The 14,098-nt window shown below is 40.8% G+C and carries 12 protein-coding genes; 5 read left to right on the top strand and 7 right to left on the bottom strand.

Going from position 1 to position 14,098, the window contains the following annotated elements; genetic code table 11:
- Positions 1 to 331: 331 nt before the first annotated feature.
- A complete protein-coding gene (locus Q0541_RS18240) occupies positions 332 to 1,774 on the top strand; it encodes an NAD(P)/FAD-dependent oxidoreductase (protein WP_298913069.1) in 1,443 nt (480 codons plus the stop codon).
- Between the two features lie 152 nt (positions 1,775 to 1,926).
- Here Q0541_RS18240 and Q0541_RS18235 read toward each other — a convergent pair whose 3' ends face one another.
- Complete coding sequence (locus tag Q0541_RS18235) at positions 1,927 to 2,484, bottom strand: hypothetical protein (protein WP_298913066.1); 558 nt, start codon at positions 2,482 to 2,484, stop codon at positions 1,927 to 1,929.
- Positions 2,485 to 2,615: 131 nt separating this feature from the next.
- Here Q0541_RS18235 and Q0541_RS18230 point away from each other — a divergent pair, with 131 nt between their 5' ends.
- Positions 2,616 to 3,206: a thioredoxin family protein gene (locus Q0541_RS18230; RefSeq protein WP_298913063.1), complete on the top strand. Its 591-nt coding sequence runs from the start codon at positions 2,616 to 2,618 to the stop codon at positions 3,204 to 3,206.
- Between the two features lie 23 nt (positions 3,207 to 3,229).
- Positions 3,230 to 3,433: a hypothetical protein gene (locus Q0541_RS18225; protein WP_298913060.1), complete on the top strand. Its 204-nt coding sequence runs from the start codon at positions 3,230 to 3,232 to the stop codon at positions 3,431 to 3,433.
- Between the two features lie 43 nt (positions 3,434 to 3,476).
- Here the strand turns inward: Q0541_RS18225 and Q0541_RS18220 are convergent, their stop codons facing one another.
- The 4 genes from Q0541_RS18220 to Q0541_RS18205 form a co-directional block, all read right to left on the bottom strand.
- Positions 3,477 to 4,598 (bottom strand): sensor domain-containing diguanylate cyclase, encoded by a 1,122-nt coding sequence (locus tag Q0541_RS18220; RefSeq protein ID WP_298913057.1) that lies wholly within the window; start codon positions 4,596 to 4,598, stop codon positions 3,477 to 3,479.
- Between the two features lie 598 nt (positions 4,599 to 5,196).
- Positions 5,197 to 5,427 (bottom strand): DUF6737 family protein, encoded by a 231-nt coding sequence (locus Q0541_RS18215; RefSeq protein WP_094330875.1) that lies wholly within the window; start codon positions 5,425 to 5,427, stop codon positions 5,197 to 5,199.
- 707 nt (positions 5,428 to 6,134) lie between these two features.
- Positions 6,135 to 8,171 carry an NAD-dependent DNA ligase LigA gene (gene ligA / locus Q0541_RS18210; protein ID WP_298913049.1) on the bottom strand — a complete coding sequence of 679 codons (2,037 nt, stop codon included), beginning with the start codon at positions 8,169 to 8,171 and terminating at the stop codon, positions 6,135 to 6,137.
- Between the two features lie 86 nt (positions 8,172 to 8,257).
- Complete coding sequence (locus tag Q0541_RS18205) at positions 8,258 to 9,322, bottom strand: vWA domain-containing protein (protein WP_298913046.1); 1,065 nt, start codon at positions 9,320 to 9,322, stop codon at positions 8,258 to 8,260.
- Between the two features lie 68 nt (positions 9,323 to 9,390).
- On the opposite strand from Q0541_RS18205, the gene Q0541_RS18200 reads away from it, so the two are divergent.
- Positions 9,391 to 10,407 (top strand): glycerophosphodiester phosphodiesterase, encoded by a 1,017-nt coding sequence (locus tag Q0541_RS18200; RefSeq protein ID WP_298913043.1) that lies wholly within the window; start codon positions 9,391 to 9,393, stop codon positions 10,405 to 10,407.
- Positions 10,408 to 10,490: 83 nt separating this feature from the next.
- On the top strand, positions 10,491 to 11,585 hold the full coding sequence (locus tag Q0541_RS18195; protein WP_298913040.1) for a hypothetical protein: 1,095 nt from the start codon (positions 10,491 to 10,493) through the stop codon (positions 11,583 to 11,585).
- Positions 11,586 to 11,890: 305 nt separating this feature from the next.
- On the opposite strand, the gene Q0541_RS18190 is transcribed toward Q0541_RS18195, so the two are convergent.
- The gene (locus Q0541_RS18190; protein ID WP_298913037.1) at positions 11,891 to 12,586 is read right to left on the bottom strand and encodes a class I SAM-dependent methyltransferase; all 696 of its coding nucleotides are present in this window, start codon (positions 12,584 to 12,586) and stop codon (positions 11,891 to 11,893) included.
- Between the two features lie 207 nt (positions 12,587 to 12,793).
- The gene (locus Q0541_RS18185; RefSeq protein WP_298913034.1) at positions 12,794 to 13,900 is read right to left on the bottom strand and encodes an iron-containing redox enzyme family protein; all 1,107 of its coding nucleotides are present in this window, start codon (positions 13,898 to 13,900) and stop codon (positions 12,794 to 12,796) included.
- Positions 13,901 to 14,098: the final 198 nt, after the last annotated feature.

The raw sequence follows: 14,098 nt of genomic DNA, 5'->3' as shown, positions 1-14,098 counted from the left end.
TATTTTTCGTAGCTCCTTAGTAGATGTTTTCTTGTAGAGAATAAGTATATTTATTTACTGAATCCACAAACATCAGAGCTTGATAAAATACCCTGATGACCGATAAATAAAAAATACAGAGTAATTAAATTTACTTATGGTAATTTGGAATTTTGAATTCTTACCCACTAAGAAGTTTTCACTGCATTCAAGATTGGTCGTAGGGATACTCCTCATCACCCTACTTTGACGTTGAGGCTGGGGACTCCCGCGATCCGTTGAAAGGCTAGTTAAATTTTAGAAAATTGTTTAGCCTAGTAATATACCACAAAACTTTTTTGCAAGAGGTCAAATGAATCATTCTTACAAGAAAAACGTTGTCATTATGGGAGGAGGCCCGGCGGGATTAGGCACAGCTTTAATGTTGGCGAAAAGAGGTTGGAAAGATATTACAGTTATTGAAAAAAGACCATCAGCAGATTATTACGAACCAGATAAATCCTTTAGTTATCAAATTGATGGTAGAGGGCAAAAATTAACTGATTTGTTAGAACTAACTGCCAAACTAGCTGATTTGAGTGTCGCTAATACTGAATTTTATTTGACTCTCATTCAAAAAGACGGCACACGCAAAACAACGAAACTGCCCATTACTGATTCTAAACGCAAGACTGCCTATTGGCTGCCAAGAGCATCTTTTGTGGAGTTACTTTACCAAGAAATTCATCAACATTGGCAAGATTCGATTCAGGTCTTATTTAATACTGAAGGTGTAGAAATTAAACAACATGTAGAGCATTTAGAAATTATTACCCAATCTCAAGATAAAGAAAAATTGAGCTTTATTCCTACTCTGATAGTAGGTTGTGATGGCTTAAACTCTATTGTGCGTGAAACTCTTCATCAAATGGAAGGTGAATCACATTCCTTTGAAATGCAAAAATTTCCTTCTCCTAGTTCCGGTTTAAAATACAAAATTCTCACTTTACCTGCTCAATTTCCCTTATCAGAATCAGAAGGAGATTTAGCACAAACTACAATGGCTTACGCTATTAGGTCTACTTTTAAAGGGCGTAAAAAAGCAATTTCTTTGGGGTTATTACCCTTTAAAAATCCTCATCAACCTAGAACTGCCAATATTATTACCTACCCAGATCATCAAATCTGGCAATTAGAAACCAAAGAAGAAGTTAAACAATTCCTGAAAGAAGCATTTCCTCAGCTTCCCCTAGAAAAGATTATTTCTCCTGAAGAAATAGCTAGATTTACATCTAGTGATGGGGGTAAATTTCCTATTCCTCAATATTGTTCAGGGTTGTATAAAATTTGGGGGAAACCTGAAGATAGCCAAGGAACAGCGGTAATTTTATTGGGAGATGCAACTCATTGTTTTCCTCCCGACATTGGACAAGGCGTTAATTCAGCCTTAGAAGATGTCTATCAAATTCATGAAATTTTGGCAGCAACTCAAGATAATCTCTCTCAAGCACTTCCTCGCTATCAAAGCTTACGTCAACCAGATATTAAAGCCTTAATCCGTTTAGCACAAATTAGTTATCCTTGGCAATATAATCAAGACCTTTTACAGAAGCGATTATGGAGTATTAACTTCTTTATGCGCTTACTTTTGAATCGTTTATTCCCTTTTTTATTTAGTCCTCATTCGTTTTTACTGATTCAGAATCATGAACTATCTTACTCAGAAATTATCGCTAAAAGTAATAGAACTACTCAAGTTTTAGCTATTTTAGGAGGATTGGCAATATTGACTTTAATCGTGAGTTTGATGACTTAGAAATAAAAACCTTTGGGTTCTAAAAGCGAGTTGCAGTGGGTAGGATATTTATTGATTTTTGAATTGGTGCTGTGGATTGTTAACTACGCCATAAATGTTTATCAATCACCACAGCTGTTTCGCTCTTAAGTAAAATCAAACTCTGACGTTAGCTAGGGATTAATCGCAGAATTAGCCATTTTTATCAAAGAAGTGCGTTCGCCTGCTTTCACTCCAACAACATACTGTACACCCTTTTGCCGCCAAGTCAAGGTAGCATCTGAGCAACCAGCACCACAAGTAAAATCTACAAAATAGCCAGTGATGCCCTTAGCTAAGGATACACGTTTCCCTGTCAGGCTGGGTGTTTTGCGGGTTACGGCTTCAGCAGAAACAACGCCCAAACGACATGCAGAAGCACCATTACAGTCTGGAGTGAAACCCAGTAAAATATCATACTTTTTTTGCGTAGCAGCTTCTATAATTGCATAAATTGGATTTTCCCCATCTGACTCAGGAATAAACTTCGGCAATAAAATCTTAATTTGAGTCTTTTGCTTTAATTTGGGCAGAATAGATTTAAAAACTGGGTGTAGCTGGATTTTCCTCTGCTGTGCTATCAGTTGGGACTGGTTGTTTATAGTGGCGATCGCTGACTTGTGAAAGCTGCTAGCGCTGACTAATAAAAATACGGCACACACAGCACTAGTATTTCTGAAGCTTAAAATCATCTTTTAAAACTTATATCATCTAAAGTACTTATTTGTAATACCCATTTTGAGGATAAAATTACGTATTAAAGAGCGCTTGGAGTCAGCTAGACTGAAGAAGAAATTGCTTAATAAGTTTTTATAATTCTGTTATGAGTACTGATTCATCTGTTAATTCCCCCGATAAATCTGAATCCACATTTGGGAAGCGTTTGAGAAACTTCTTGATTGTAATGGTAGCGATCGCTCTAGGCGTTGCCCTGATCTTAGGATTGCGAACTGAAACAACCTCGGTTTCCCTTGCCAAGTTAAGCGATTCGTCCACACCGCTAGAAGTAGCAATCAGCAACGGCAAACCATCTTTAGTAGAGTTTTATGCAGATTGGTGTACTGTCTGTCAAAAAATGGCACCAGATATCGCTCAACTAGAAACAGAGTATGCTGACAAGATGAATTTTGTCATGCTGAATGTGGATAATACGAAGTGGCTACCAGAAATGTTGAAATATCGGGTGGATGGGATTCCCCATTTTGTATTTTTGAGTCAGCAAGGGGAAACCATAGCCCAAGCGATCGGTGATCAACCCCGGACGATTATGGCTAGCAACTTAGAAGCTTTGGTTACTGGGTCGTCTCTCCCCTATGCTGAAGCTAGCGGGAAAGTTTCCAAATTTTCAGCCCCAGTAGCACCAACAGCTAGTCAAGATGAACCCCGCAGTCATGGCAGCCAGGTGGTAAATTAGCAAAAACAATAGGATCTTGAAGTTTGGGCGATAAAAAGGAAATCCAAAGCAGGCAAACTTCCTTAATGCGATCGCCCCAAAACTTCACTTTTAATGTCTGTCAAAAGCTCGCTTGTCCGGCCACCAAGTATGCGATCGCATCAAGCCATTTTGAAAGCAACTTGGGATTTGTGAGGGGAAGTTGGGAATGCATCAGTATTGAAGCGATCGCAGCCCATGCTGGGTAGGTAAACCTTATTCTATTATCCAAAATCCAAAATTGATTCACCTTCACTGAATAGATTCCCGCTTGAGACGCTTATGAGCGTACATTAATTCGTCAGACCTGGCGATTAATTCTTCTAGTGACATATTGCTTTCTGGTGAGTAACGCTCTATGCCCATACTCATCGAAAGTTCATAGCTACGGTTTTGCTCTTGATTAAAGTTGGCGATATTTGCTTGCAGACGCGCTTGGATACTATCAGCGTCCTTAAAGTAGCTGGAGATGAAAATAATGAACTCATCTCCACCCAAGCGGGCAACAATATCCGAGTTCCGAAAACTTCGCTTGAGTAATTCAGCAGCATCAACAATCAAGGCATCTCCCATGTCGTGACCTAGGGTGTCGTTAATCTGTTTTAGCCCATCTAAATCAATGAAGATAACCCAGCAGAAAACTTTCATGCGGTGAGCAAATTTTAACCGTTGTTCAGCCATCACGAAGAAGCCACGTCGGTTATACAAACCTGTTAGTTCATCGGTCAGCGATAATTGTCTTCCTTCTATCTCTGCTTGTTTGCGGTTGTGAACCTCTTGAATGAGTTCCATCTGAGCGATGACCTGCCGAGTTAGGCGGCGCAGTGCATCCAACTGCTGGTAACTTAGTACACGAGGAACGGTATCGAGCACACACAACGTTCCGACGGGAAAACCATTGTCCGTAACTAGTGGAGCGCCAGCATAAAAACGAATTTTGGGATTATTTTTGACTAAGGGATTGTTAGCAAAGCGATCATCTTTAATGGTGTTGGGAACCACTAATATGTCCTTTGGTTGAAGAATGGCATGGGAGGAAAAACCCCACTCTTTGGGTGTTTCTGTAGCTTTTAGTCCAAAATTAGATTTAAACCATTCGCGATCGGCATCAACTAAGCTAATTAAAGCAATTGGCGTCTTACAAATGTAGGCAGCAAGAGCAGTTAGGTCATCAAATGCTTGTTCAGGTGGGGTATCGAGAATATTATAGTCCGCCAATACTTTGAGCCTTTGTGCTTCATTTTCAGTTAAAGGAACAGCTTGTGTTTTTACAAATGAATGTCTAAGCCTTAAGCAGGAAAGTCTGCTGCGGTGGAAATTTTGCAACAACCGCAGGGTTACCTCTCCAGTATCAAGGCTGCTTAGTCTAAACATTTTTGTAACAAAAATCAATATTCGGTTGAATATAGAAATATTCTATTACATGATCCAATACTTTTCGGATAAGGCAAACAATCTCCCTTTGGGACTAGATGCATGTTAAAGGGTAAGGCAAAAAGGGGAATTAAAACTGCAATTCCATTCTTCTTTTCCCCAAAACCTGAAAAGTATTGTTACATGATCCTCTTCATGTCTTTGGTTTACTCTGTTGTTCATTTCACCTAACTTTAATTGTGCAAATTCCCTAAGTATGTAGCTGCTTTACAAGGTCTTGTACCCAAAGCTAGGTTAAAAATTATCAATGTAGGTTAAAACTTATCAAAACTTCTTAAAGTGTGAGAGTTCTTCTTCAACACTTAATATTTTTAATACTGCAAAATTTTGTTATATGCATATAAGTACTGAGGTACGGCTTCCAACCCTCGGTACTTCTCCTTCTGGTCTGTTCTCTACCAGAGGCTACACCGAGCTTGCTTCTCCGTAGGAGTACGGGAGCGGCTACTTAAGAGACATAAAGAAATAGACAACCAACCGGAACGGTGAAATAATTTTTTCTCCCTGGAGCAATTTCCAGTAACACATCAAGCTCGAATTAGTCTTTATACGACTCCAAAATACCACTGCGAATCATTAGTTGTGGCCAAAACAATACAAAAAATCCCATCCACGTCACTACAGGAATAGAGACGAGAACTGTTAGCCAGATAGTTTTAAATAGTAACCAGCTACCACTAATCAGTGTTACACCTGTGAGAACTATAGACCAGGGTTGACACCACCAAGGTTTGTAATTCCAGGGACTTATGGGCTTTTGTTCAGACATTGGTTTTATTTAATAAAACTCCAAATTTTCCTTTTACAATTTTTAGGATAAATGCAGATAAATTCAATGGTATTACTACAGCGCTTATCGTTTGTATTCAATACACTTTCACCTCACTCCTTTTAGGAGAGAGGCTTTGAATCTTACCCCCTAATGCTACCTGATTTTTCACGGTATCTGGAACTCACTTCTATTTCTCTCTCCTAAAAGGAGGAGCCACTGCGGTGGACGGGTTCCCCGGCATAAAGGAGCCAGCGCTGTGGGCGGGTTTCCCGACTTGTACCCCTACGGGGAAGCAAGCTACGCGCAGCGTCTCCCTTAGGAGAGGCGACTGGCGTCAAGTGGCGTCAGAGACTTTGAATTTTCCCCCTTCCCGTGTCGGGAAGGGGGTTAGGGGGTTAGGTTTTTCGTGGGCTTTTCCACATGACCTGAATTGTCAGCTAACCCTACAAGGGTTGGGGGGAAAGGTGTAATATCAAGTTCGGGTGATTACTTATAATAAAATCTATCAATGTAGGTTGGGTTGTAGCAAGATCCCCGTAGGAGTACACTAGTGAAACCCAACATTTACTTCTTGTTAATGTTGGGTTTCGTTCCTCAACCCAACCTACTACAGATATTATAAGTGTTTAACCGAACCTGATATAAGTCCTGTCCTTGACCCAAGCGTATTGTGATCTGAGCGTGACAGGTTTGCCAAATATACATCAATCCTCAAGTATCTCCAACAACTGCAACTCACTTAACTGCGTAATTCCCAAAGATAGCGCTTTTTCTAATTTAGAACCTGCATCTTCTCCTACCACCAAATAATCTGTTTTTTTACTTACTGAATCAGTCACTTTTCCCCCAGTTTTTTGAATTAAAGCCTTCGCATCATCTCGCTTTAAGGTTGGTAATGTACCCGTAATTACAAAGGTTTTACCTGCGAACTTTTGATTACTATCACCAACTGTTTTTGTATCTTCTGTGGCAGTTAATTGCAATCCTTCTGCTTGCAAGCGTTCTATCAACCTTTGGTTGGCGTCAATCCGAAACCACTGGTACACAGATTGGGCAATTTCAGCACCGATACCGTAAATTCCTTCAATATCTGATTGCTTTGCTGTCGCTAACTGATCTACAGTGAAATATTTCTGAGTCAACAATTGGGCATTTACACTGCCAACGTGACGGATGCCTAAACCGTACAATACCCTTGACCAAGGTTGGTTTTTCGATTGAGCGATCGCATCTACCAACTTTTCTGCTGACTTTTGCCCCATCCTTTCCAATGCAGATAATTTCTCTGTTGTCAACTCATATAAATCGGCGACGGAATGCACCAAAACTTTATCAACGAGTTGATATACCAACTTTTCGCCCAAGCCTTTAATATCCAAAGCATCACGACTTACCCAATGTTCAATGGAACCTTTGAGAATCGCTGCACAGGAAGCATTGACGCACCGAGTTACCGCCTCACCTGATTCTCGCACCACTGGTTGACCACAGACTGGGCAATCAGTGGGCATAATAAAGGGTTCAGTGTCAGCAGGGCGGAGTTCTTTGAGTACCCTCAGCACTTCTGGAATGATTTCCCCAGCTTTGCGGACAATGACAGTATCGCCAATGCGGATATCTAATTGAGTAATGCGATCGCTGTTATGTAAAGTCGCGCGGGAAACTGTTGTTCCCGCCAGCTGCACAGGGCGCATCTCAGCTAATGGGGTTAACGCCCCCGTTCGTCCCACATTCACAGCAATATTTTCCACACGGGTAGGTGCTTCTTCGGCTGGGTACTTCAAAGCGATCGCCCAGCGGGGGAATTTCTGCGTAAACCCTAGCTGTTCCTGAAGTTTAAAAGAATTCAGCTTCACTACTACCCCATCAGTCATGTAGGGTAAATTCAGCCGTTCCGTATCCCAGTATTCATAATATTTTGTCACTTCTGCGATCGAGGCACACAGTTTGTGATTGGGGTTAACTCGAAAACCCATCTTTTTTAACAACTCCAATGCTTCCCATTGGGTATTGGCAACACTGGTGTCATCTCTACCAGGAATGTGCAAGGTGTAGCCAAAGAAATCTAACCGCCGTTTAGCAACAATGCGGGAGTCTAATTGTCTGAGTGTACCAGCTGCGGCATTACGGGGATTGGCAAATAATTGCTCACCTGCTTTTTGTCTTTGCGAGTTAATTTGTTTAAACACTTCCAACGGCAAAAACGCCTCGCCTCGCACTTCCACCTTTTCCAGAATTTCTAACCCTTCAAAGTTTAAACGCAAGGGAATCGAGCGAATTGTCCGCACATTTTGGGTGATATCTTCACCCGTCACCCCATCACCTCTAGTTGCACCCCTAACTAGAATGCCATTCTGGTAGGTAAGAGCCAAAGCAGAACCATCAATTTTGAGTTCACTGACATATTCCACTGAGTCTATTTTAGATACTTGTCGCCGCCAACGCTGATCCCAAGCTTGCAACTCATCAATATTGAATGCATTCTCCAAACTATACAGAGGGATATTATGCCGCACCGAGGTAAACTGCGTATGCCTAAGCTCACCCACGCGCACAGTCGGACTATCGGGAGTCGCCAATTCTGGATACTGAATTTCCAGTTGTTGCAATTCTCGATATAACTGGTCATAAACTGCATCCTCCATGATTGGAGCATCTAAAACGTAATAAGCATAGCTGGCTTGTTGCAATAACTGGCGCAGTTCTTCTGTACGTTTTACTTCCGGCTTAATCTGGGTCATTAGACTTATTACAAAATACCTAGCGAATAGAATAGCCTGCATAAGCAGGCTTTGTTTGGGTAGCCGCGACTTGTAGTCGTTGGGACTTAACGATCCCAGTCTTCGACTTCATATAAAAATCGAGTTTTGCCAATCAGTTTACGATTAGCAGAGGTACTTTGGACAAACACAACATACTTTTCTAGGTTACTCGGTTTGATCCTAATCGTTGCATCCATCGGTAGACCTAACATTTCTCGTGCCGCACCTCCTTCAAATAAATCACCCGTTCCCCGATCCATTAAGATAATTTCTTTTTGAGCCTGGATAGTTTCTGTTTTTGTGAATTCGTAGAAACCTCGCCCAACTTTAAAACTCAAACCATTTTCCAATACAAACGCTTTAATTGAAATATCTTGTTCAATCTCTAAAATCTGAAAACGCCCTGGAGAAACTGCCCGTAAATCAGCGGATTCGTAATAGGATGTTGCTTCCCGGTTCATCATGGTGTTAAATATTTTATTTAACCCCCGGCTCATGCGTCCTTGGTCAATTACTTCTTGTTCATAAGCTTGTAGCTGTTCATTAGAAGATTGTTGGTAGCAAACTGCTAAAAACAAGTCACTAATATAGGAAAACTGGTCTAAGTTGATATGAAAACCACCAGACTTTTCTGCAAGTTCTTGATAAAAAGGACTAGCATGAGAGCGATTGAGCGCTTGAACTCCGTAAACTGTAATTTCCGCCTCAGCTAATTTATCTAACTCTTTGCGCCAATTCAGTTTTTTCGGATTGTGTGCTGGAGGATGGGGAATATCATCGCCAATCAAAACCAATGATTTTGTTGCTGATTTTGACCAAGATAAAGATTGGGATTCATGTAATACTAACTCGTAACATTCTGGTGCATCTCCGCCACCAGTAGGTTCGACATTTTGCACAAAATCACAGATAGCATCAACATCACCGGATATATTAAATGTTTTGGTGACATAAGTTGAGCCTGCATCACAGTAGTCACCATGAGCAATAATCCCAATCCGAATCAAGGGAATTTCGTCTATCAGCCTGGTAACGGTATTTTTGATTTTTCGCCGTACCTGGGTAAGACAAGGATACATACTCCCAGTTGTATCAAAACTGAAAACAATCTCAATATTATTACTAGTCATCTGCTCACCTAAATCACCTAAATTAATATTTAATTTTTAACTTACAAAATTACAAATGGCACGCAATCATGGTTAAAAATTTTACAGGTAAACCGCCAATTATCATTGCTCACCGAGGTGCTAGCGGCTATCGTCCAGAACACACTTTAGCTGCTTATGAATTAGCGATCGCACTTGGGGCTGATTATATTGAACCTGATTTAGTTTCAACCAAAGACGGTGTTTTAATTGCTCGTCATGAGAACGAAATTTCGGAAACTACCGACGTTGCTAGCCATGCAGAATTTGCTCACCGTCAAACCACTAAAATAATTGATGGCGAATCAAAAACAGGTTGGTTTACTGAAGATTTTACCCTGGCAGAACTGAAAAGACTACGAGCCAAAGAGCGAATTCCTCAACTGCGATCGCAAAATATCGCCTATGATGGACTCTTAGAAATTCCTACGCTGCAAGAAATCATCGATTTAGCTAAAAGTAAAAGTGCCGAAATTAATCGAGCGATCGGCATTTACCCAGAAACTAAATACCCAACTTACTTTAAATCTATTGGGTTAGCCTTAGAAACACCCCTACTTGCAACTTTGACAGCCAACGGTTATCAGGGAGTTAATGCACCTGTTTTTATTCAATCTTTTGAAGTGAGTAATTTACAAGATTTATCCACAAAGACTGATTTACCTCTGGTGCAATTGCTGAATAACAGTGGTAAACCTAATGATTTTGTCGTGAGTGGTAATGAACGCACCTATGCAGATTTAGCAACTGCATCAGGTTTAAGGGAGATTGCTAAATATGCACAGGCGGTTGGGATTCATAAAAATTTGCTGGTTCCTAGAGATAGTAGTGGTAAATTGCGTAGACGCGGAGCGGCTTGTCGCCAGATATCGCCCACATCTTTAGTCACAGATGCTCATGCAGCTGGTTTGCTGGTTCATGTCTGGACTTTCCGCAATGAAGACTGCTTTTTACCGCTGGACTTTCAAGGAAATCCCCAAGGGGAATATGAACTATTTTTCAGCTTAGGTGTTGATGGCGTATTTAGCGACTACCCAGATACCGCAGGTTTTTACTCTACTGTCTAGTGGTAATTTAGTAGAGTAATAAAAAATCATGGAAAAGTCACATGCTTTTACTTAAGTGGAAATCCTGTATAACAGCAATAACCTTGACCGCAATCAGTCTTACTGCATCCAAGTCGGCATTGGCGGCATCTCTATACTCAGTTACTGACTTAGGTAGTCTTACAGGAGAAACCTACAGTTACGCTACAGACATCAATGACTCAGGTGAGGTAGCCATTAATTCTTCGGGGCGTTCTTTTTTTTACAGTAATGGTTCAGTTAAAAAAATTAGTCCCCTACCTGGGGATAATCAACTTGGAGTAACTGGTATCAATAACTTGGGGCAAGTAGTTGGTAATTCGGTTGGTAATAATAACTTTACTGGAAATGACCCTTTCCTATACAGCAATGGCATCACCCAACCCCTCGCTATCCAAGACGCTATTCCTTATGCCATTAATGATCGCACCCAAATAGTAGGGGGAGCAATCGGACTTGGACCTTTTTTATACAGTAATGGTACAGCAACCAGCATAGGAATTCCTGGTACTGTTGCCTACGGTTTAAATAACTTGGGACAAGTAGTAGGTATTCTCAATTCAAACACAGGTTTTCTGTACGAAAACGGCCAAACTACTAATTTGGGAACTTTGCCAGGTGACGGGTACAGCGTAGCAAATGACATTAATGACTCAGGACAAGTGGTAGGTGGTTCGGGACTAACTGGAGTAGATGATAGTCGTGCTTTTCTGTACAGTTCCAGCACGGGACTTCAAGACCTCGGTAGGTTACGTCCTACAGATTTGTTCAGTTTTGGTGTGGGGATCAATAATTTAGGTCAAGCAGTCGGGTTTTCTGGCACTAACCATGACTTTTATGCAGCAGATGGCAATGGTTTGCGGGCATTTCTTTATAGTGATAACACTCTGTACGACCTGAATGACCTGATTGCTCCTGGTTCAGACCCTGGCTTTACTTTGACAGTAGCATCTGCTATTAATAATAATGGACAAATTGTTGGTCGTGGTGCAGTTAATGGTGAATTACACGCATTCCTCTTGACACCAACCTCATCTGTCTCTGTAGCTGAACCAACTTCAAGCGTTCCTATTTTGTCGTTCGGTGCTATTGTAACTTTATTTGCAGCATTCAAGCATAAACGTCACTCTAGCAGTGCAGCCATACAACAAACAAGTTAATGCAATAACTTCAGGTAAACAAAGTGATTATTTGAGAATATAGATTTGTTTAATATCGCGTAATTCCCCTTCCTGTAAAACGCTAAGGAGAACTACGCGATCCTTGCTGCAAAATACGTTTACGCACTGGCTCTAAAACCAAAAGTGAAAAGCGATGTCTACGACGGGCTATTTGGCGTCGCACCTATGCAAATTTAGTGACTGAATCATGTTTAAAAGATATTGCTAAATATATACATAGGCGGTTGACATTTATAAAAATTCACTATTTCGTAGAGACAAGACTGGGAAGTTGTTCTCAATTTTCACAAACTAGTTATCACCTGAGCTAATTGATTAGATAAATCAACTACAGACTCCTGGGATTTTTTAAATAAAACGCCAGCTAAAAAATAATAATCGCCAGAATAAAAGGCCATTTTATTTTCTCGGAGTTCTTCTATATGTTTCTTTACCTTAGGATCAGAGCTATAGTAGCCAAATTCCAAAGGTAATACCATGAACTTTTGAACATAATATCCATTTTCTTTCGCTAGGTTCAGCGTACTTATAGGATTAGAAAAGCTAGATATTAAAACCAACACATTTTCATAACCTAACGACAAAAGCTCATTGGTAATTGTGGCTCCATCTACGCCCCCAAATAAGAGTGGCATATAAATATCATTATCTGGTGCAGGGAGATATGGTGGATTCGCTACAAGATACTCTGCATCGGGTTGAGAAGAATTAAACAAAGATGAATTATGGATTATGTATTTATTAGTGAGATTATATTCATCGATGGTTGAATTGGCGACTTTCCATGCAGAAGTATTTAATTCAAATCCCTGAATTACACCATTAAACTTGTTTCTTAATAAGGAATTAATTACAGGAGTACCATCTCCTGAGCCAAACTCCACAATAGATTCGGAATTTTTACAATTTCTGATTACAAAGCTTTCTAAGCAGTTGGAGTAGAAATTAGATTCTTCAGGACAAAAAAAGATATCTTTCATTTGACTGCAATTCAATGTGTAAGGTATAATCAATGTGATAGAAGGTTATTTCCTACCTTAATTTAAAGGCAATAAATAACCGTTACTTTAGTAAATAATTCTCACTAAAGAAATTGGGTTGTAAGTGGATTTGCAATAGAATGATTTAGAAATGCCAGAAAGAATCTGCCATTTTTAATTCCTAATTTTTTAGATTACTCATATGAGTCAGGCGGCTTGTTCTGCTTCGCGGATTGATCGCACAACAGCAGCAGCGGCGCGATCGCCCATTAGTTTCTCCTGGTCATACCCAAGCACTAATTCCCATGCATCATTGGGATATCGTTCTGCCAAAGGCAAAGCCACATCATCCAACATCCACCGGCCGTGGCGTTCATCTTCTTTGATGTGCAGTTCCCAATAACCCATCGCCGCCTCAGAGAGTCCAAGTCGTTGCGCCGCCGCCAGATAGTTTCTGTAAGCCGCAGGCCCAGCCACCTCAAAATATGTCAACCCACCGTTATAACGGAGGAAATAGCGTTTGCGATCAGTGGTCAGAAAGCTATGATTAGCGCAAGCTAAAACTTCCCAAGGTACTAAATCGAAATATCCTTCTGGTTCGGTGTTCATCCCAAACTCAGCCAGCATTTGAGCAAAAAATGTCGAGTGCTTGCGGGATAAACGACCATTGCCGTATTCTTCTATTAATACTCGCACCAGCGTACACTGCATTTCATTAGCGGCACCACCCAATACGTAGCAAAGACGACTACCTTCTACCAAACCATCAAAGGAGCCGATCGCCAGTAAGTGACGATAGCCAACTTCAGTCATTTCCTCACGAATGTAGCGACTACTCTGTGACAACGGCGGATTTAAATCGGCAGATGCACGCTCAATTAAAGCTTGTTTTACATTTAATTTTTGCAGTGCAGCCACATCGATTTGTGCCAGTTCCCACTTTTGCCAAGCAGCTTCAATTTGGTCACGACATGAGTACAAGTAAGGCGATCGCTCATTGGTATAATGCCGCAAATCGTCGTACCAAAACAGCTTTAGCCGATTAATTCGATAAAGTATCCGCTGAACAAAACGGTGAGCCTGTTCATCAGAGCGATCGTTTTTATAGGCGGCGTGAATTGCTATAGAGAGCGTCTGTTCAAACTCACTGGCTGTTGCAGGTTTTAGATCCAGTTGATTGTCCAAATCCTCTATTGCTAGCAGTTCTATAAATTGCTCCTCAGCACGGTCGTACTTGGTAATTGTCCTTTCTTCTGTTTGCGTGCTCTTTTTCGCAGCCCCAGCGTTAGGAAATATAACTAAATTGCTTTGCATGGAATCTTCGGTAGCTTTGCAAAAGTGAGAAATTAATTTCACCTCTAATACTTAGGTTTTCACATAAGTAGCTTTCTGTACCTCTTTCCCTGGTTATAAAGAAAGATTAAGTTTAGAAGAACACAGGGCATTGGGCATTGGGTACTTGTACTGAGCGAACGCAAGAGCGTCTCTAAGAGTTGCCGTAAAGCCTACGGC

Source organism: uncultured Nostoc sp. (assembly GCF_937863485.1).
Taxonomy (GTDB): domain Bacteria; phylum Cyanobacteriota; class Cyanobacteriia; order Cyanobacteriales; family Nostocaceae; genus Nostoc.
The sequence above is the reverse complement of the archived record's forward strand: the minus strand, read 5'-3'. Positions and strand labels throughout refer to the sequence as shown.

What these genes read in the sequence shown, in the direction of transcription:
- Q0541_RS18240 (WP_298913069.1), top strand. Translation starts at nt 332, where the DNA reads ATGAATCATTCTTACAAGAAAAACGTTGTCATTATGGGAGGAGGCCCG.
- Q0541_RS18235 (WP_298913066.1), bottom strand. Translation starts at nt 2,484, where the DNA reads ATGATTTTAAGCTTCAGAAATACTAGTGCTGTGTGTGCCGTATTTTTA.
- Q0541_RS18205 (WP_298913046.1), bottom strand. Translation starts at nt 9,322, where the DNA reads ATGACTAGTAATAATATTGAGATTGTTTTCAGTTTTGATACAACTGGG.
- ligA (WP_298913049.1), bottom strand. Translation starts at nt 8,171, where the DNA reads ATGACCCAGATTAAGCCGGAAGTAAAACGTACAGAAGAACTGCGCCAG.
- Q0541_RS18190 (WP_298913037.1), bottom strand. Translation starts at nt 12,586, where the DNA reads ATGAAAGATATCTTTTTTTGTCCTGAAGAATCTAATTTCTACTCCAAC.
- Q0541_RS18200 (WP_298913043.1), top strand. Translation starts at nt 9,391, where the DNA reads ATGGTTAAAAATTTTACAGGTAAACCGCCAATTATCATTGCTCACCGA.
- Q0541_RS18185 (WP_298913034.1), bottom strand. Translation starts at nt 13,900, where the DNA reads ATGCAAAGCAATTTAGTTATATTTCCTAACGCTGGGGCTGCGAAAAAG.
- Q0541_RS18215 (WP_094330875.1), bottom strand. Translation starts at nt 5,427, where the DNA reads ATGTCTGAACAAAAGCCCATAAGTCCCTGGAATTACAAACCTTGGTGG.
- Q0541_RS18220 (WP_298913057.1), bottom strand. Translation starts at nt 4,598, where the DNA reads ATGTTTAGACTAAGCAGCCTTGATACTGGAGAGGTAACCCTGCGGTTG.
- Q0541_RS18230 (WP_298913063.1), top strand. Translation starts at nt 2,616, where the DNA reads ATGAGTACTGATTCATCTGTTAATTCCCCCGATAAATCTGAATCCACA.